Raw genomic sequence first — 16,831 nt, 5'->3', positions numbered from 1 at the left:
CATCAATTATTTGCAAATTCCTCCTTCCATTTGTAATATTTCTTACTCATTTCCTCATTTACTGCAGGTTTAATCTTGGATAATGCAACCTCAAAATCCTGCCTTGTAATTGGATTAATCCTGTAAGTAACCTTCTCAGAGCCAAGAATTACCTTATCCTTATCTTCCATTATCACCCTATTTGTTCTTCTAAGCATATTCCTTATTGCCTCTGCACACAAATAAAACAAATCTCGACCGGAGAAACCTTCGGTATTGGGCACTATATCGTCTATCGAGTCATCTACCCTGTATCCTTTGCCAGTAGTATGAATACTAATTATTTTCTTTCTGGTTTCCGCATCCGGTAATCCTATGAATATCCTTTTTTCAAATCTGGAAAGAATTGCCTGATCAAGTTCCCATGGAACATTAGTTGCTGCAACAGTCATTACAAAACTTTCATCTGTAGAAAATCCATCAAGCTGAGATAAAAATTGCTGGAGAACCGCACCCGCATTTTTGTTTCCGTCACCTCTCTGTCTCAGGAGAGATTCAATTTCGTCCAGAAAAACTACAGAAGGAGCTTTTTCCCTGGCAACTGTATAGAGTGAGGACACTATTCTCTCTGAATCACCAACATATCGAGAGATGAGTTCTGACACTGGCACATTAAAGAATGTTGCATCAATATTTGAACTGATTGCCTTTGCAATAGTCGTTTTACCAGTTCCAGGAGGTCCAAACAGCAAAATATTTCTAAGGTTTGGAACCTTAACATCAAGATCGGGTTGAGCCATTGCAAAAAAAACAGCTTCTTTGATAATTTCCTTTTGATCTTCCAATCCACCGATTTCCGACCACTTTACATTTGACTCACTTATGAGAGACATGATTCTACTTCTAAATTCCTTTTCCATCTGACCAATGAGTCCATTACTAGTCTTTTTACTATCCTGCTTACTTTCATGTTTTTTCAAAGTTTTAGGATTATTATTCAAGATCTCAGTTTTTCTTTTATCCCAGGATTTTATGAGAGCATCATAGGATGGATTGTTGCCATCAAGTTTCTTTAACATATGAAGGTTGTTGATAATCTTCTCGCATAATATGATACTGTCCCTGATATTTCCCTTTTCCTCCATACTGGTTTCAATTTTTATATCGTCAGCAATAAGCTTTTTCAATCCACCAATCTGCAGGTAATCTGAATCCAATAAATTCACTCTCCCTTCACATCACTCTCTGTATTCTCGTCATTATCTTCTTCTGTCTCTGTCTTTTTGACCTTGCCTGGTTTTAGTGAATTATCATTTCTATCCATTTCCTTAAACATCTCCATGTATTTACTTCCCATAACAGATGCACCCTGATCATCTTCTATTTGCAGGTCTCTTACTGTATTCAAGAGATCATCGGTTTTCTGTAGTGCTACCTTATTCTTTGTCTTTGACTGAAGTATGTTGGTTTTAATGGCGTTAGAATTGGTTTTCGAAATAATATTATCCACGCTGCTTGGTGAAACCGAAGTTTTAGATTCCTTTACCTCCTGCATTAACTCAATTTTCTTAGTGTGGTTCAATATCTGATTTTCGTTGGTATGGATCTTTCTTTCCAATAGTTCAAGCTCCTGAGCAATTTGAACTCTTTTGGATCCAGAAGCTTTACTACCCTCTTTCATTAAAGAATTAAACTTTTCCTGTTTTCTCTCATTATCTTTTTCTATAAGGGAAATCTCTGTTCTAGTCTGCTGAATAAGGCTCTCAATTTCATCTGGTGAAAGGCTTTCAAGGCCTTTCGGCTTTCTGCTATTAAATAAAGGCATATGATCATCAAATCAATTTAAATTAGAATAAAAGGTTTTCCTTTGTTTAATTGAAAAGGGAAATCTTCAATAGTTGAACAATTTGTTTAAATTTTTTTTATCCTTTCATGTAGCCTACAATAAAGCCCACGATAAACAAGATGAGTGATATAGAAATTGCACCTATATTGGAAAATGGAATTATCTTGTTTATATTTGTTATTATATACTCTATGTGAGACTTTACATCGTCATAAAAGGTTGACAGTGAAGCTTTAGGCAATACTGAAAAGTTGATGTATTCAGAAAGGAACACCGCGATCACTATAAGGATCACAGACCAAACACCTTTCTTTATACCCAGTCCAAAAAGCAATCCATCTATGAATATTAATGCAAGCTCAACTAACGGATTGCTTAGAACTGACGAAACAGTAATGGACCCTGTTGAATTTGTTGCTGTCATACTGACAACAGTAAGTATCCCCATTAAATCCATAATAGTATATATTGTCAGACCTTAAATAATTTTGTATAAAGTCAGAAATTAAAATAAAAGTGAAAATATATTAATATATCTACTCTATCTTAACGGTTTTTAACCCTTTAATTGGTGCTCTTACGTAAAGAACCCCTGAGGTATATTTTGCTGATATGGCCGCATCATGGTCAAGTTCAACTGGAAGCCTAACTGATTTCCAAATTTTATCTGGTCTCTGATCAAGCAACATGTTTACATTCTCTGGAGACTTTCTTGATGCGGATATCTCAATAGACATCTTACTTGATGTTACCTTAATATCTTTTTTATCAAATCCTGGCATGTCAGCTTCAATCACGATTTCTCCATTATCCTCATACATCCTTACTGGAGGGTATAGATAAGTTAGAACTTCCTTAGCTCTATCATTTACGTTCTTCATAAATTCATCAGCCATAAATTTCAACGGTCCATATATTGTTGTCATACGCTAAATATTTCAATAACTTATTTAAAGCTTTATTAGAGAAAATATACACAGAAACAGTTAATAATTTTTAATTTCAAGTGAAGTGAAAAGATAATTATGATTTATTGCATTATCTGACGTGCATAAGAGCGAATTTATTACTGTTATAATAAGGGCCTACAACAGAAAAGATTTCCTTATAAAGGCAGTTGATAGTGCGCTTAACCAAACCCTTAGGGCTTCAGATTATGAGGTAATTGTTGTTAAGAACTGGAAAGATGAAATTATCGATAACTACCTAAGTTCAAAAAGTATAAAGGTGATCTTTAAGGATGGTATAGCAGGGTCACTTATTGTGGAGGGTTTAAAAGCTTCAGCTGGAAACGTTATATGTTTTCTGGACGATGATGACCAATTTATGAATATGAAATTAGAAACAGTCTATAGGAAATTCTATGAAAATAAAGAGCTCACATATTACCATAATGGTATTTCAGCCATAAAGGAAGATGGTAGCCCGGCAAATTTCAAACATGATTCCATAGATTTTGGAATGTCAAATATTTCAATTAAAAAACTTGCATTAAATGAGAACATAATTGAAAAAATATCATTCTTTCAGGATCCAATAGTGTTTTCACTTGCTCTAAATTATGGTGGAAAGTTAATTGATGATAAAACTCCACTTACTTTTTATCTTCTTCATTCAAGTACTTCAAATTTTGAAAATATGAGTTTTGAGGAGTATAAAATGAAATCTTATAAGGCTTATCAAAACTATCTTAAAAACGCAGAAATGGTACTTTCACTGCTTGAAAAAAGAAAGGCCAGGCGATATATGGCAGCAATGATATGCGATTTAAAGATGGGTAGATTTCAATTTAATCCTGAGATCAGACCTGATCACGTGTTTACATTCATAACGTGTAAATATATACCGTTAAGCAGAAGATGGATACAATTCAAATCCTATATTGCATTGAAATATTTCCCCAGGAGATTCAGACCAGTAATTTTAAGAAAAAGAGAACACCAATTTAACCTTGATAAAAACAAAAACAATTAGAACCAGAATACTAAATTTTTTCCATCAGGTCTTCTATGTTAATATTCGATATTAAATGGTCTATATCTTGATAATAGTTGCCTCTTTTATTTTTCTCCCTTTGATGAAATCTCTCTATAATGGGCTCTATAAGCTTCTCTCTTAGTTCTGATTCCAGAACCCACTTCAACCCAAAATCAAGCCTCTTTTTTCCTAGTTGATCAGAACCCTCAAGGTATTTTCTATGTCGGTTAATGGCGGCAAAAAGTTCTTTATAACTTTCTAGGTTTGTATTTGTGGAACCTACAACCTCCCTTGGAAAGCTTCGATTCTCATCGAGTGATAGGGTCTCCTCGATGTCTTTCATTGCAAAATAGGATCCGTCTCTATCCATCTTATTTATATCAAATATATCAGCTATTTCCATAATTCCAGCCTTAATAGCCTGTACCTGATCTCCGAGTCCAGGAGCCAGTATAAGAATAGTTGTATCAGCTAGATTCATTATGTCCAGATCGGCTTGGCCAGCTCCCACAGTTTCTATAATTATATAATCAAAACCTGATGCATCAAGAATACTCACTGAACCAAGAGCCGAATCGGCAAGTCCCCCCTTTGTCCCCCTATTTGCAAGACTCCTCATATAGATTTTATTTTCCCAGAGTTGTTCCTGCATCCTGATTCTATTTCCAAGCAATGAGCCACCAGTGTACGGACTGGATGCGTCTATGGCCAAAACCGCAACAGATTTCCCAGAATTCTTTATTAGCGAGGATAAATTTCCTATAAGAGTACTTTTTCCTATTCCTGGAGGACCAGTGATCCCAACTACCTGAGAGTGTCCTGTGTAGGGATAAAGCTTAGTAAGAAGTTCCTTTTTGAGGATCATATTTGCACCCTCAACCAGTGAAATGGATCTTGCTATCGCCTGCTTATCTCCTTCCCTAATCCTTCTGATCAGATCGTCTATATCCGTGAAATCACCTGATCTTTCGCTCCCTTGCTTCACTGGCTCTTTTTGTTACATGATCTATGATGACAGATAGGGGCGTTCCGGGGCCGTAGTTACCAGTTATACCCATCTTTTCGAGTTCAGGCTTATCTTCGTCTGGAATGGTTCCCCCACCAACGAGGGCTATGTCGTCTATATTCCTTGATTTCATTATTTCAGCAACCTTTTTGAAAACGGTCATATGGGCACCATTCAATAAACTTAGGGCAACCACATCCACATCCTCATTCACAGCTGTATCTATTACCTCCTCTGGCGTTGGAAGAAGTCCAGCATACAGTACCTCCATCCCAGCATCTCTGAATGCCCTTGCTAGAACAAGTATTCCTCTGTCATGTCCATCAATCCCGGGTTTTGCAAGCAGAACTTTTATGGGTTTGTCCTTAAACAATGACTGGTTCTTTCCATCCACCATATATTTCCCTCCCAACATTTGATATTTCTTCGATTGTGGCGTACTCCTTAGCAGCCTCTATAAGATAAGGCATGATATTTTTGTTTTCATCCTTGAATGCATTCCTCAATTCTTCCAGTGCCTTTCTTACCTCATCCTCATTTCTTAGTTCCTTAACTTTTTTTAGTCTCGCAAGTTGGATCTTTTCGGCTTCCCTTGATATCTTTAGAATATTGATTGGCTTTTCATTTTCCTCAACATATTTATTAACACCGACCATTATTTCTTCTCCAGATTCGAGTCTTTTTTGCCTTCTATAAGAGGTTGCAGCTATCTCTCTTTGAATATAACCATTTTTGACTGCATTAAGGATACCGCCCATAGACTCTATCTTATCAAAGTACCTGTAGGCTTCCTCTTCTACCTTATTGGTTAAGGCTTCCATATAATAAGATCCAGCTAGAGGATCTATTGTATCAGTTATTCCAGTTTCTTCGGCTAAAATCTGTTGGGTTCTAAGAGCTATCTTCACTGCATCCTCAGATGGTAGTGCCATGGCTTCATCATAAGAATTTGTATGTAAACTTTGTGTACCCCCAAGCACTGCTGCCATAGCCTCTACAGTTGTCCTTATGATGTTATTGAGGGGCTGCTGCCAGGTTAATGTATATCCTGAAGTTTGAGTGTGAAAACGAAGCATCTGAGCACGTGGATCTGTTACTCCAAACTTCTCTTTTAGTACTGTTGCCCATATTCTCCTGGCTGCTCTCATTTTTGCTATTTCCTCAAAGAAGTTAATTGAAGAATTAAAGAAAAAGGACAATCTTGGAGCAAATTTATTCGGATCGAGACCTGCCTTTATACCCATGTCAACGTAATAAAAACCATCTGCAAGTGTGAATGCAAGTTCCTGGACGGCACTTGCCCCCGCTTCCCTTATATGATAACCAGAAATGCTTATATAATTCCACTTTGGGGCATTTTCAGTGCAGTAAATCATCATATCCCTTATAATTCTCAAGTGGGCTTCAGGTGGATAAATCCATTCCTTTTGTGCTATGTATTCTTTAAGTATATCAGCCTGTACTGTTCCACCTATTTTATCAAGACTAATTCCTTTTTTTTGAGCTATTGCAAAATACATAGCAGTAAGAACTGCCGCAGGGGCATTTATGGTCATCGATGTTGTTACTTTCGAAAGATCTATTCCATCAAATACAACTTCCATATCTTTCAGTGAAGTTACATTTACGCCGCATTTTCCAATCTCACCCTCTGACCTAACATTATCGCAATCGTATCCATAAAGAGTAGGCATATCAAAAGCTATACTAAGTCCCGTTTCCCCATGTGAAATGAGATATTTTAGTCTGGAATTCGTATCTTCCGGTGTTCCAAATCCTGAAAACATCCTCATGGTCCAGTATTTTCCACGATACATATTAGGGTAGACTCCTCTGGTAAAGGGATATTCTCCCGGAAAGCCCAGTAAGTATTCCTCATTCTGTGGAACGTCTTCTTTTGTGTAAAGGTCTTTTATATTTATATTAGACGAATTAACATATTTCTTCTCCTTATATTTAGTCTTCTTGTTCCAGGGTTCTAACGTATAATCTCTCCATTTTTTTTCCTTTGAACTTTGATTCCTGCTGTTTCTCTCAACAGCTTCATTTAATTTTCTTTTATAGAAGTCATTTGTCTGGGTCATAATAAGTTAATTTAATTAATGGATATATGCTTTAACATAATTTAAAACGGAATTGATTATTTTTTGTGCATTCTTAGATGCGCTTTCAATTTAATTAAATTACGATATTAACTTTCTGCAAACCCAATCCTGTGGCCTTTTCGCAGCAACATGTATAGAATCGGCGAGGTTTGAGTATATTAGCTGTTCTTCCCGTTCATTATGCTGAGTAAGTATTCGAAATAATTCATCAAAATATTTCTCTATTTTTTGAAATCTTTTCGTTTCAATCTCCGAATTTATGAGATTAGTCAATCTCCACATCGCTGCATGTTCCGTCTCTAATCCTAAGATTTCATTCTTTAATTTCCCATTTTCTTTAAACATCTTAAAAATAAAAGTTTCCTCCTCAAAAATGTGATCCTTTAATTCTGTTTGAAAATCATTGTAGAGATCTAAATCCAAGGTACCTCCTTCTAAATCACCCATAATCTTTTTTAACCATAACCTTGATTGTTTATGTACATCTTTGGAGTAGTTTCCTGTATCCATATCTTTGAATCTTTATTACGTATTTATCGATTATCTAAATTGATTATAGTACATATAAGTTATCAATTTAAAATCGCTGCTAATGTTTATAATCGATAAATTTCTCTATAAATGAATTCATGTCGATTACAAAAAGTATACACCTCATCACTAGACTTGGTATTTTTACAAACAAAATATATTAGACTGGAAGATTGTAAAAATCCATTGGAAACTAAATAAAAGTACTTGCTTCAAAATTTATATAGGTTGGATGTGTTTTATAAAAACTTACTATTCATTAAAATTTATCCCAAAGTTCTTTGAATAATAACTTCTAACATTATTTTTAAAATTGTCAAAACTGTAATATTTAGCTGTTTCCAGGCCTTTATTTGAATACGCTTCTCTTTGATCAATAGCATTAACCACGGAATGACTGAGTTCTTCTGGGTCGATTTTGGATAAAATTGCACTATCTCGTGTGATTTCTCTAAATATTTCTATGTCTGAGGCAACTACAGGAAGACCAGTTGCAAAAGCCTCTATAACTGGAAAACCGAATCCTTCTGATGATGATGGAATTAGTAGGACATCACACGCGTTATAGATCATATTTAACTGTTCTTCATCTATATTTTGGAAGTTAATCGAGTCATTTAATTCCGGTCCAACTCTTACCAGATTGTAGTTGTTCCCAAGGAGTTTTAGGGTTTTCTGAACTACATTAAGATTTTTGTTCAACGCCGCGGTTGAAACGCTGAGAATTAATTTCTTATTAATAGGTAAATTGAGTTTTTTTCTTATGGATTCCTTTGATTCTGATAATTTTCTAAAATTTTGAGATACTGGATGATGTATAACCTGAATGTTTCCTTTGAATCCATACTTTTTAAGATCATTCATGACAACGTTAGAAATTGTTAATATATTGCCTGAATTCATAAAGGACAAAAAATTTTTAACCTTAATTTTCTCAATCTTCCCCGGTCCTTTATTTTTCAGAGGAAAAAGATCGTGAAATGTAACCACTTCTTGGACTTTAAGATCAAATTTCCTAATGCCTGGATTGGAATAGTGAAGTATCATATCATCGACCTGACTCTTTTTAAGGTATCTCTCACAATTTCTAAACGCCAATTTTGAGTATCTTTCATTAAGATAATAACCAGAAGTTATTCCTCCAGTCCTTATACCATTCATTATTGTTCCCCCATAATCACTCAATTTTTTGCTGTTGTCCTTTCTGAGGGAAATAAGTTCTGCCGAAAGTGCAATGGAGAGGTTTAATGCATATCTCCCAACCCCAGTTTTTATGGTAGAATCAGTAATAATTTTAATCATAGTATCACTTTACTTACCTAGATCACTTATGTTCATTTATAGATTAATCTTCCCTAAAACCTTTCATATCATTATTGTTAATAGAAAAAGGATATTACAACCCTTTTAGTGGTAATATGCTAGTATTTGATTGTACAATATATTATCTATCTTTGCAATGGTTTTCTTTGACTACAAATTCTAAAAACGTTCTATTTTTTCCACAGCTTTCCTTATTGATTTTAGCATGGATCATCACTAAGAAATTGCATTTGAGTATCATACTTAAAAATGTTTAATAGAAGCATAATATATTGATTTTTTAAATGGACTCGTTACAAAGAGTCAGAAATCGATTTTTGTTCGGATATAATATGCTATATCTTGGATCTAATTATCTGTGGATTTCACTTGAATCACTTATACTTCCTACTCAAATAGGAGCGGTAGTTGATCCAAGTCAGGTGGGGTTTATACTGGGAATTACTGCATCTGTGGGGAATGCTCTTGGAATGATGGGAAATCTTTTGGCCGGAATACTCAGCGACAGATTGAGAAATGGAAAATCCTTGAGATACCCATACATAATCGCGGGAGTAGTTGTCGTAATTCTTACACTAATTTTAGAGCCATTTATATCTGGCTCCTTACCAGGAATTCTTTCGGGTTATATCCTGCTCCAGGCATTTTCAAACATGGCAATAGGGGCAACACAGCCAGTGTTGGCAGAAATTCAGAATAAGGATCAGAGAGGGACATCAGCTGGAATAAATGGACTTTTCTCCCTTATGGGAATAGGTCTTGGATTTGGGCTTACATCATACCTGATATCATCTCCATTTGTGAATTATGATTTTTACGCCATTGCCGCTGGTGTAGCAATCACTGGAACTGGAACATTACTTGCTTTACATGCCAGGAGAAACACTTTTTTATCCATCAATATGAACTATACCAGTATCTCCTTACCGCATATATCCAGCATAAGAAACTTCCCAATTAACTTGATAAAGTTTGGGAAACTAATTGCAGGAAGCTTTTTTGTCTTTTCTGGAATAACAGGGCTTACATACTTTGAATTGTACTTTTTCAAAGAGGTTCTTAATTTTTCAAATGCTGCGATTTATGTTGGAATTGCGGGAATAGTGGTCATCATTGTATCATCTGCTTCTGCAATGGTACTAGGTCATTTCTCAACCAGATTGGGGAGGTGGAATATTATAATAGCTGATGCAATTGCAGCATCGATCCCTACATTCATTATTCCTTATTTTAGATCTTTCTATATCTTCCTCATTCTGGGGTCAATAATTGGGGCAACCTATGGTACTTTTTATAGCGTTTCATTTGCCGTCGCAAGTGATCTAATACCTGAAAATGAGTCAGGGAAGTATATGTCATATTTCTATCTTTCAATTGCTGGAGCTTCCTCCTTTTCTCCTCTTATTTACGGAAGTGTACTCTTATTTTTTGGTCAAACCTCTTCCAAAGGGTTCACAGCGTTATTCACTCTTTCTGGAATTTTCTATTTGATAGGGGCAGCTATACTTTATTTAGCTCATAAAACTAAATAAATGATAATCCCATAAATTTGCTTAATAACGTGTATATCTAACAATTTTCTATTTCAAAGTGACAGATTTTATCATCTTTTAGTATCGGTCATTAACAATGAAATTAGAAAGTAAAAAATACTCCTAGTAAACAAAGAATAGAAGGTATAGATAAAACCAAAGCTATGGATCATTTTATACTTGTTATTTACCATTAACTTTGCAATTATGAATACTAAAAATGAAATAGATGTTGCAAATCTAAGGTGCGATAACAAATCGGTAGCATTCATTAGTAAAAAGCTTGCAATGAATAAAGAGAAAATTGAACGGATTATAACACAGTGGATTATCGATACAGATAATCTCATTAAAGAATCTGTATCTGGACATAAGGTGCAAAAAATCCCTGACCTAAACTCAGTAAGGGAAAAGATAATGGCTCATCCAAATGTTCTTCCATTAAAAGGGGAAGTTCTAGACTATGTAGCCCTAAATCATTCTAATCATCATGATCGTATAATGGATTGCATACGCTTTCATATCCTACGATCGCTTTAGGAAACAAAATAAAAAACTAAATTTTCAAGGGCGTAGTAAACGAGATTTCACACCTTATTACTATTAGTGATAGAATCAACAGCACTCCAGAAATCTAAATATAAGATACCTGTGTTAGGCATAAGGGTATTTGATACTAATTGGTAAAGGATAGGTAGGGAGCAGATTATTTAATTAAGTGGATACTAAATGCTTATGCTCCATTAACCTATTCCTTCTAACATTCATCACAAGGATTAATTTTTGAATCCCAGCCACAATTAAAGACTGTGATTCTAAAGTCATTTGCTTCAGTGAATTTTCCATAGCTCAAATGGAAGCAAAAATTGTCTCCAAAAAAAGAGTGCTTGTCTTTTCCGGGTTCGAAAGTCCACATATAGTTTAGATCACTAATCTGGAAGTTTAAGTTATCTACCTTCCTCTCCTTCGTATTCAGGCTCTTAAGTTTTTCTCGCATTCACTGCATCTTTATGCATCCTCGATTTCCTGGCTTAGTTAAGGTAGGCGTAATATCCTTTTTTAAAACGGTAACTAATTCCGAGAGCCTTAGGGTTATCCCTGCTCACGTGATACTCCATCTTCTCTATAATGTCAAGGAGTTCGTTCGGTGAGAGATCCGGTCACCCCTCTTTATTCTTCTTTTGAATGACATTGTAGTAGTTTATATGTACACTACTATTATAAACAACCGATATACTTGAGAGTTCGATTAAAAACCACGTTATTAAGGCAATTTTAACGTGCACTTACAGAACGAAATGACAGGAAATCTAACCCGATTCTGACGCCATATATTTCCGCCATATGTCACATAAGAAAAATTATATATATATGTTTACAATCATATTTCGGTAATGAAAAATGAATAAACAAAAAGATGACGAGATATGGGGAGAAAAGACACTGCATGAAGTATATGGGAAATTCAATGAGATAGGTTTTGTCACAGCATGTATGAAGTGCAAAAGCCAAAAAATTGCTTAATTACATCTTTAAATTTCTCTTCTTTTTTTGTTAGAGATGTTTAATGCTCCCTACTGTTGCAACTTGGACTTTTACAAATAAATGCAATCTTAAATGTATTTATTGTGCCAACAGGGGTAATCATATAAATTCTGTTGAAGAGTTGAGTACGCATCAGAAGTTCAAAGTTGCTGAAAGACTCTCTTCCTATAATATAAAGGAAATTGGGCTAACTGGTGGAGAGTTTTTTTTAGCAAAGGACTGGCAAGATATTCTTAAAAAATTGGGTGATCTTGACTTTGACATAAGTATTAACAGCAATGGAACGCTTTTCTCGGACAGAATAATAAAAGTCGTAGAAAAATACGCAGATAAGATAAGTAATATATCAGTGAGCCTGGATGGTTATAATGAAGAATTTCACGACCGAACGAGAGGAAAAGGCACCTTTGCTAAAACTATCTATAATTTAAGGAGTTTGAAAAATGAAAATATTAATTTTGATATAAATTGGAATTTAACATCCGATAATTATAAGCATTTGACTAAAATGATTGATTTGTGTAAAGATATTGGTGCTAAAGGTTTGACTATATCCACTCTGGAACCAATAGGTGCCGGGAAGTTACTGGATAGAAATTTGTTTATAACTTCATCTCAATTAGAAACTTTCACTCAAATGTTTTATAATATCTATAGGTCTCACGAGAAGAATTTTAACCTCTCTTTAAATTACCCATTTTCTTTTCTCGTTGACCCTAATGTATTAGTACCATTAATTCGAGAACAGAGAAAAACGTGGGAAAATAGACATAATTGTGGTATATTTTCGAATAGAATATTCATTGACCCGGCTGGAAATATACTACCCTGTAATTTTATTCAAGAACCGACAGATAATTTATTGAACACAGACTTAGAGTGCATTTGGGGTTCAAAAACTGCAATTGAATGGAGAAAAATAGTTCAAAACAGAAATAAATGTGAGGGATGTACCTATTCAGATATTTGCGTTGGATGTCCAGCTGTAGCCTTAGCCAGAACCGGTGATGTGGGGGCACGTGATCCTTTATGCAGTTCGACAAGGATATAAATAACTTAACCGGAAATAGTATATTCAAGTTTAATGAATTTAATCACTTTGGAGATTATCTGTATGTAATTCTCGGGCACGACTGTAATCTACGTTGTAAATACTGTTTTATGCCGAAAGATAGTACCGAATTGGATATACATGGGATTTACAAATTACTTGACCTCATCGTAAAAGAAAAGCATCACTTGAGTATAAGATTCTACGGTGGTGAACCAATTTTACATTTTGATAAAATTAAAAAAATTGTTGCATACACCAAAGAAATTGGATTGGATGCTGATTTTGCGTTGGCCACAAACGGAACCCTGTTAACAGATAAAATCGTAGATTTCATAAAGGCAGAAAACATTTCTGTAATGGTGTCCTTAGATGGAGACAAAGAAACAAATGACACCATGAGGGTGTTCTCTAATGGACACGGTTCTTATGATTTTATAGAGCCGAAGATTAGGCTTCTAGAAATTAAAAGCGTTAACTATCAAATCGCTGTTACTCTGGATGAACATAATATACATAATTTATTCCACACTATTGAATATTTGTTGAATCATTTTCGTGTTAAAACAGTAAATTTAAATTATCCATACTACTTAAAAAACATGAATTTAAAACAACTGACCGATACAATAATGGATGTAAATAAGAAGCTCATTGAAAAACATAGGTTAGTGACAGGCGAATTCTATGACAATTTTATAAAGCCAATTTTCGAAGGAAGAACATCATTATACTGTGGAGGATTCGACGGGCAAATTGTAATACATCCAAACGGAAATATATCCCCATGCATTGCACTTTCTGAGCCGCCTTATGCTGAACCAATAGGAGATGTTGATTCTCTTAAAACACTGTATCTATCCCCTGTTTTTTCAGATTGGATGGATCTTGTTACCAGGTATACGAAAGGCTCATGCATGGAATGTTCATATCTGAATATCTGTAGCTTGGGATGTCCGTACACCTCAATCTTGTCAGGAAAACCGGCCAGTCCAGATCCGCTTATTTGCCATCTTACCAAAAGAATAATGAAAGAAACTGGTATCTAAAATGGATAATGAAAGCCACGGTTTCTACTCGTTGTTTCTGTCATCTTCCGTTTCAACCATTGGCGATGGCATAAGAACATTAGTCATACCACTTGTGATCCTGTATGTGACAGGGTCTACTTTCCTGTTTGGATTGATTTATTCTGCAGAATTTCTGGTTTGGATTGTATCCACAGGAGTTAGTGGATATTTTATAGATAGAACAAATAGAGTGAAGGGACTCTTCTTTTCAGATTTTATTATGTTCCTCCTAATGTTTTCCGTTTCCCTGTCATATTTTTTTGCTTATACTTATTTTATGCTTTTTATTGTGGTTGCAGTAATAGGAACAAGTATAGGCGAAACTTTCTACAACCCTGCAAATTTTTCACTACTCCCAGACATAGTACACAAGGATCTTGACAAACGCAATGCACTTCTGTCTATGGGTATAAATGCATCAATGATCGGAGGATATGTAATAGCCGGACTGGGATTTTCTTCTATTTCTTGGGGTATATTACTGCTTATGGACGCAACTTCATTTCTACTTTCTGCGATAATCATATATATCGGCTTGAGGAAATACAGCAGTTTCGAAAAAATAGAAAAGATACGCTTTTGGAAAGAGACGAAAGAAACATTCGCATTCTTAAAAAGTCAAAAAATGATTTTTTACACGATTATTTTTGGATTTGCATTCAATTTCTTGACATCTGGCATGGCAATCATTATACCAACTATAGCCGTAGAAAACACATCTATAGGATCGGTTTCTCTTAGCATATTTTACATTTGTGAACTTGTTGGAATGCTTCTTGGCGGGTCCATAATAATTGGAAAGAGAAATGGGAAATTGCTAACTTATTTACTTGTCGGTTCGGTTGGAGAGGGGCTAGTCATGTCAATAATGGGTCTTTCTCTTCTCGCCGAAGGCATAATAATTGTTGTAATGGCCATAATTTTACTTATCAACGGCATTTTTTCTGAATTATTGAATATACCTTTGAGAGTATGGTACCAGAAACTTGTCCCTAGAGATAAAAGAGCTAAAGTGATAAACATAAAAGACCTGGTTCTAACAATACCGATGGTTATTGCATTTCCTTTGGTTGGATTTCTATTGGCTCACTACAATGAGTGGTTAACAATCTTTATTTTTGGTTTTTCAGCGATGATAATTTCCGTCATTGAATTTATTTTGCTCAAATCTATTTCGCTCCGCTCAGACATAGAACTTCAAAGTGATGCTTAATAACCTGAACCCCCGGGTTTTACCATCACGATACCTTATCCAGAACTTCGAGATGTGCTTGTTCGATGTGTAAGGCATGATGATCACAAATTCGATTACATCGATAACTTAGTTGTCGGGAAACACATTAGTGCTGACAGAATAAGATACATCAGCAAGGAATCAAAAAACCTTGATGAGACTGAGATAACTGGTTTAGATGATGAGGGATTATTTGGAGTATGCAAAGGATCATGAGATTGTCAATACCAAGGTATCCGTTTATTTAATTAAAAGGATAGGTAGGTATCCACTACCAAAGATGGTCTATTTATTATTGGTCTTATATACTCTAAATTCATGGTATATAAAACAACCTATCCTATCAGGGGGTAGTTTTAGAATATATTAATAGATAAATAAAAAAAAGATATTTTTGTTACCGATAGATCAGTGATTCTACTTACTAAAGATGCTTGTTGAATTGGATACTTGTTTTTAAGGCACCTTTCAATTCTCTAAAGAAAAGCTGCTTAACATATTTGTGTTCAGTTGGATCCAGCATCATCCCTATCAAGAAAAACACAAAGGAAGGCGGTGTGGGGGTAGTTGTACCAGTTTTTATAAGATCTTTCATTACAAATGCGAAACCCCAGTAAGAATCTATAAAGTTGAAAGTGTATTCCTTGTTATACAGTAGAATTCTATATTCGTTAAAATCTTGCCATTTTATGCTAAAAATCCCCGAGGTTTTCATTTTTACTTGCCCATCTCCCATAATTGCTTCAAGTCTCTCTATTTTACCTTCATCAAGAGCGATTTCCCTGATTATGTCGAGTGCATCCACAGTGAGAGACGTAGTAAGTGTCTCGATAGGTAACTTACCGCTACTACATAAACTAAGGATTAAAGCTTCACGCAATTTAAGTTTGTATAAGTGGCCAATGTAAGTTCTTAAAAATAAATTAGCCCAATCGGGTATGTCTTTTTTATTATATTCATTAAAGACTCTATCTAGTAAATCCCTGATCAAAAGAGGATCTGTCCCCTTATATTTCCACAGATCTCTTATAAAATCTAAATCGAGCTGAGTATTTTCTCTAATAGCAAACAACAGGCGTCCAGCCCCTTTTGATTTGATCTTAGATCCTTGCTTAATTAAAGATTCGAGCGGATTTTCTTCCGATTCATATCTTTTAAGGATAGTTGCTTCTTCCGGGTCTTTTTCTAAATAGAATCTTTCATAATAGATACAAGCTTCTATAACATCTGAAACGTCCGGTAAGTCGGATACATGGCTTCCCCCGAATAAATAAAAAGCTCTAAGCTTCTGTATACTTGAAAAGAGATCATCGCCCAAGTATAGTGTTACTTTTTTCACCATTGTACATTTTATATGCATATAATAACGTTTAGATACAGCAATATTAATATACAACTCTAATATTGTCATATATATGTTATCAAGAAAAGTTATGTTGTACATGTCAGATGAAGAGTACGCGATTATCTCTGAGAAAGCTAGGAAAATTGGAATTAGCACATCTAGGTATCTTGTTCTTTCAGCAGTTGGAAAAATCAGGAATTTTAACGATGAAAGTCAAAAAGTTGCCTAAACAGCTTGTGGAGAACGATATATGATTAACATCAGACCGTTAAAAGAACGTATATCAT

The 16,831-nt window shown here is 34.9% G+C and carries 19 protein-coding genes; 9 read left to right on the top strand and 10 right to left on the bottom strand.

Features of this window, described 5'->3' with window-relative positions; translation table 11 throughout:
• Positions 1-2: 2 nt before the first annotated feature.
• The 4 genes from CSP5_RS04390 to hsp14 all read right to left on the bottom strand — a co-directional run bounded on the left by CSP5_RS04390 (position 3) and on the right by hsp14 (position 2,751).
• Positions 3-1,196 carry an ATP-binding protein gene (locus CSP5_RS04390; protein ID WP_148689722.1) on the bottom strand — a complete coding sequence of 398 codons (1,194 nt, stop codon included), beginning with the start codon at positions 1,194-1,196 and terminating at the stop codon, positions 3-5.
• Positions 1,197-1,201: 5 nt separating this feature from the next.
• A complete protein-coding gene (locus CSP5_RS04385) occupies positions 1,202-1,804 on the bottom strand; it encodes a hypothetical protein (protein ID WP_021788724.1) in 603 nt (200 codons plus the stop codon).
• 97 nt (positions 1,805-1,901) lie between these two features.
• Positions 1,902-2,282, bottom strand: coding sequence for a hypothetical protein (locus CSP5_RS04380; RefSeq protein WP_021788723.1), 381 nt, complete (start codon positions 2,280-2,282; stop codon positions 1,902-1,904).
• 79 nt (positions 2,283-2,361) lie between these two features.
• Complete coding sequence (gene hsp14 / locus CSP5_RS04375; RefSeq protein ID WP_021788722.1) at positions 2,362-2,751, bottom strand: archaeal heat shock protein Hsp14; 390 nt, start codon at positions 2,749-2,751, stop codon at positions 2,362-2,364.
• A 121-nt stretch (positions 2,752-2,872) separates the two neighbouring features.
• Between hsp14 and CSP5_RS04370 the strand changes: the two genes are divergently transcribed.
• Entirely contained in the window at positions 2,873-3,799 is a 927-nt protein-coding gene (locus CSP5_RS04370) for a glycosyltransferase family 2 protein (RefSeq protein ID WP_148689721.1), read from the top strand.
• Positions 3,800-3,809: 10 nt separating this feature from the next.
• On the opposite strand, the gene meaB is transcribed toward CSP5_RS04370, so the two are convergent.
• The 5 genes from meaB to CSP5_RS04345 all read right to left on the bottom strand — a co-directional run bounded on the left by meaB (position 3,810) and on the right by CSP5_RS04345 (position 8,746).
• Positions 3,810-4,787, bottom strand: a complete 978-nt coding sequence (meaB, locus tag CSP5_RS04365) for a methylmalonyl Co-A mutase-associated GTPase MeaB (protein ID WP_148689720.1) — start codon at positions 4,785-4,787, stop codon at positions 3,810-3,812.
• Complete coding sequence (locus tag CSP5_RS04360) at positions 4,759-5,205, bottom strand: cobalamin B12-binding domain-containing protein (protein ID WP_077076200.1); 447 nt, start codon at positions 5,203-5,205, stop codon at positions 4,759-4,761. Before CSP5_RS04360 ends, meaB begins: the two co-directional genes overlap by 29 nt.
• Positions 5,174-6,892, bottom strand: coding sequence for an acyl-CoA mutase large subunit family protein (locus CSP5_RS04355; RefSeq protein WP_021788718.1), 1,719 nt, complete (start codon positions 6,890-6,892; stop codon positions 5,174-5,176). The genes CSP5_RS04360 and CSP5_RS04355 overlap by 32 nt, the downstream gene beginning before the upstream one ends.
• A 99-nt stretch (positions 6,893-6,991) precedes the next feature.
• A complete protein-coding gene (locus tag CSP5_RS04350; RefSeq protein ID WP_021788717.1) occupies positions 6,992-7,423 on the bottom strand; it encodes a hemerythrin domain-containing protein in 432 nt (143 codons plus the stop codon).
• Between the two features lie 273 nt (positions 7,424-7,696).
• Entirely contained in the window at positions 7,697-8,746 is a 1,050-nt protein-coding gene (locus CSP5_RS04345; protein ID WP_021788716.1) for a glycosyltransferase, read from the bottom strand.
• Positions 8,747-9,051: 305 nt separating this feature from the next.
• On the opposite strand from CSP5_RS04345, the gene CSP5_RS04340 reads away from it, so the two are divergent.
• From CSP5_RS04340 to CSP5_RS04315, 7 genes are all read left to right on the top strand, one after another.
• A complete protein-coding gene (locus tag CSP5_RS04340) occupies positions 9,052-10,299 on the top strand; it encodes an MFS transporter (RefSeq protein ID WP_021788715.1) in 1,248 nt (415 codons plus the stop codon).
• 207 nt (positions 10,300-10,506) lie between these two features.
• Positions 10,507-10,839, top strand: a complete 333-nt coding sequence (locus CSP5_RS04335; protein ID WP_021788714.1) for a hypothetical protein — start codon at positions 10,507-10,509, stop codon at positions 10,837-10,839.
• A gap of 861 nt (positions 10,840-11,700) precedes the next feature.
• A complete protein-coding gene (locus CSP5_RS09970) occupies positions 11,701-11,823 on the top strand; it encodes a hypothetical protein (RefSeq protein ID WP_277868671.1) in 123 nt (40 codons plus the stop codon).
• Positions 11,824-11,866: 43 nt separating this feature from the next.
• On the top strand, positions 11,867-12,895 hold the full coding sequence (locus CSP5_RS04330) for a radical SAM/SPASM domain-containing protein (protein WP_148689719.1): 1,029 nt from the start codon (positions 11,867-11,869) through the stop codon (positions 12,893-12,895).
• Positions 12,874-13,944 (top strand): radical SAM/SPASM domain-containing protein, encoded by a 1,071-nt coding sequence (locus tag CSP5_RS04325; protein ID WP_148689718.1) that lies wholly within the window; start codon positions 12,874-12,876, stop codon positions 13,942-13,944. The genes CSP5_RS04330 and CSP5_RS04325 overlap by 22 nt, the downstream gene beginning before the upstream one ends.
• Before the next feature lies 1 nt (position 13,945).
• Positions 13,946-15,178, top strand: coding sequence for an MFS transporter (locus CSP5_RS04320; protein WP_148689717.1), 1,233 nt, complete (start codon positions 13,946-13,948; stop codon positions 15,176-15,178).
• Positions 15,179-15,232: 54 nt separating this feature from the next.
• Complete coding sequence (locus CSP5_RS04315) at positions 15,233-15,415, top strand: hypothetical protein (protein WP_148689716.1); 183 nt, start codon at positions 15,233-15,235, stop codon at positions 15,413-15,415.
• A 208-nt stretch (positions 15,416-15,623) separates the two neighbouring features.
• Here CSP5_RS04315 and CSP5_RS04310 read toward each other — a convergent pair whose 3' ends face one another.
• Entirely contained in the window at positions 15,624-16,541 is a 918-nt protein-coding gene (locus CSP5_RS04310) for a hypothetical protein (protein WP_148689715.1), read from the bottom strand.
• Between the two features lie 73 nt (positions 16,542-16,614).
• Here CSP5_RS04310 and CSP5_RS09725 point away from each other — a divergent pair, with 73 nt between their 5' ends.
• A complete protein-coding gene (locus tag CSP5_RS09725; RefSeq protein ID WP_172399402.1) occupies positions 16,615-16,773 on the top strand; it encodes a plasmid mobilization protein in 159 nt (52 codons plus the stop codon).
• Positions 16,774-16,831: the final 58 nt, after the last annotated feature.

Origin of the sequence: Cuniculiplasma divulgatum, from assembly GCF_900083515.1 — an archaeon.
GTDB classification, from domain to species: Archaea; Thermoplasmatota; Thermoplasmata; order Thermoplasmatales; family Thermoplasmataceae; genus Cuniculiplasma; species Cuniculiplasma divulgatum.
The sequence above is the reverse complement of the archived record's forward strand: the minus strand, read 5'-3'. Positions and strand labels throughout refer to the sequence as shown.

Bases quoted from the DNA above. Each gene is read 5' to 3' on its own strand.
- CSP5_RS04385 (WP_021788724.1), bottom strand. From the start codon at position 1,804: ATGCCTTTATTTAATAGCAGAAAGCCGAAAGGCCTTGAAAGCCTTTCA.
- CSP5_RS04380 (WP_021788723.1), bottom strand. From the start codon at position 2,282: ATGGATTTAATGGGGATACTTACTGTTGTCAGTATGACAGCAACAAAT.
- hsp14 (WP_021788722.1), bottom strand. From the start codon at position 2,751: ATGACAACAATATATGGACCGTTGAAATTTATGGCTGATGAATTTATG.
- CSP5_RS04360 (WP_077076200.1), bottom strand. From the start codon at position 5,205: ATGGTGGATGGAAAGAACCAGTCATTGTTTAAGGACAAACCCATAAAA.
- CSP5_RS04355 (WP_021788718.1), bottom strand. From the start codon at position 6,892: ATGACCCAGACAAATGACTTCTATAAAAGAAAATTAAATGAAGCTGTT.
- CSP5_RS04350 (WP_021788717.1), bottom strand. From the start codon at position 7,423: ATGGATACAGGAAACTACTCCAAAGATGTACATAAACAATCAAGGTTA.
- CSP5_RS04345 (WP_021788716.1), bottom strand. From the start codon at position 8,746: ATGATTAAAATTATTACTGATTCTACCATAAAAACTGGGGTTGGGAGA.
- CSP5_RS04340 (WP_021788715.1), top strand. From the start codon at position 9,052: ATGGACTCGTTACAAAGAGTCAGAAATCGATTTTTGTTCGGATATAAT.
- CSP5_RS04335 (WP_021788714.1), top strand. From the start codon at position 10,507: ATGAATACTAAAAATGAAATAGATGTTGCAAATCTAAGGTGCGATAAC.
- CSP5_RS09970 (WP_277868671.1), top strand. From the start codon at position 11,701: ATGAATAAACAAAAAGATGACGAGATATGGGGAGAAAAGACACTGCAT.
- CSP5_RS04330 (WP_148689719.1), top strand. From the start codon at position 11,867: ATGCTCCCTACTGTTGCAACTTGGACTTTTACAAATAAATGCAATCTT.
- CSP5_RS04325 (WP_148689718.1), top strand. From the start codon at position 12,874: ATGCAGTTCGACAAGGATATAAATAACTTAACCGGAAATAGTATATTC.
- CSP5_RS04320 (WP_148689717.1), top strand. From the start codon at position 13,946: ATGGATAATGAAAGCCACGGTTTCTACTCGTTGTTTCTGTCATCTTCC.
- CSP5_RS04310 (WP_148689715.1), bottom strand. From the start codon at position 16,541: ATGGTGAAAAAAGTAACACTATACTTGGGCGATGATCTCTTTTCAAGT.
- CSP5_RS09725 (WP_172399402.1), top strand. From the start codon at position 16,615: ATGTTATCAAGAAAAGTTATGTTGTACATGTCAGATGAAGAGTACGCG.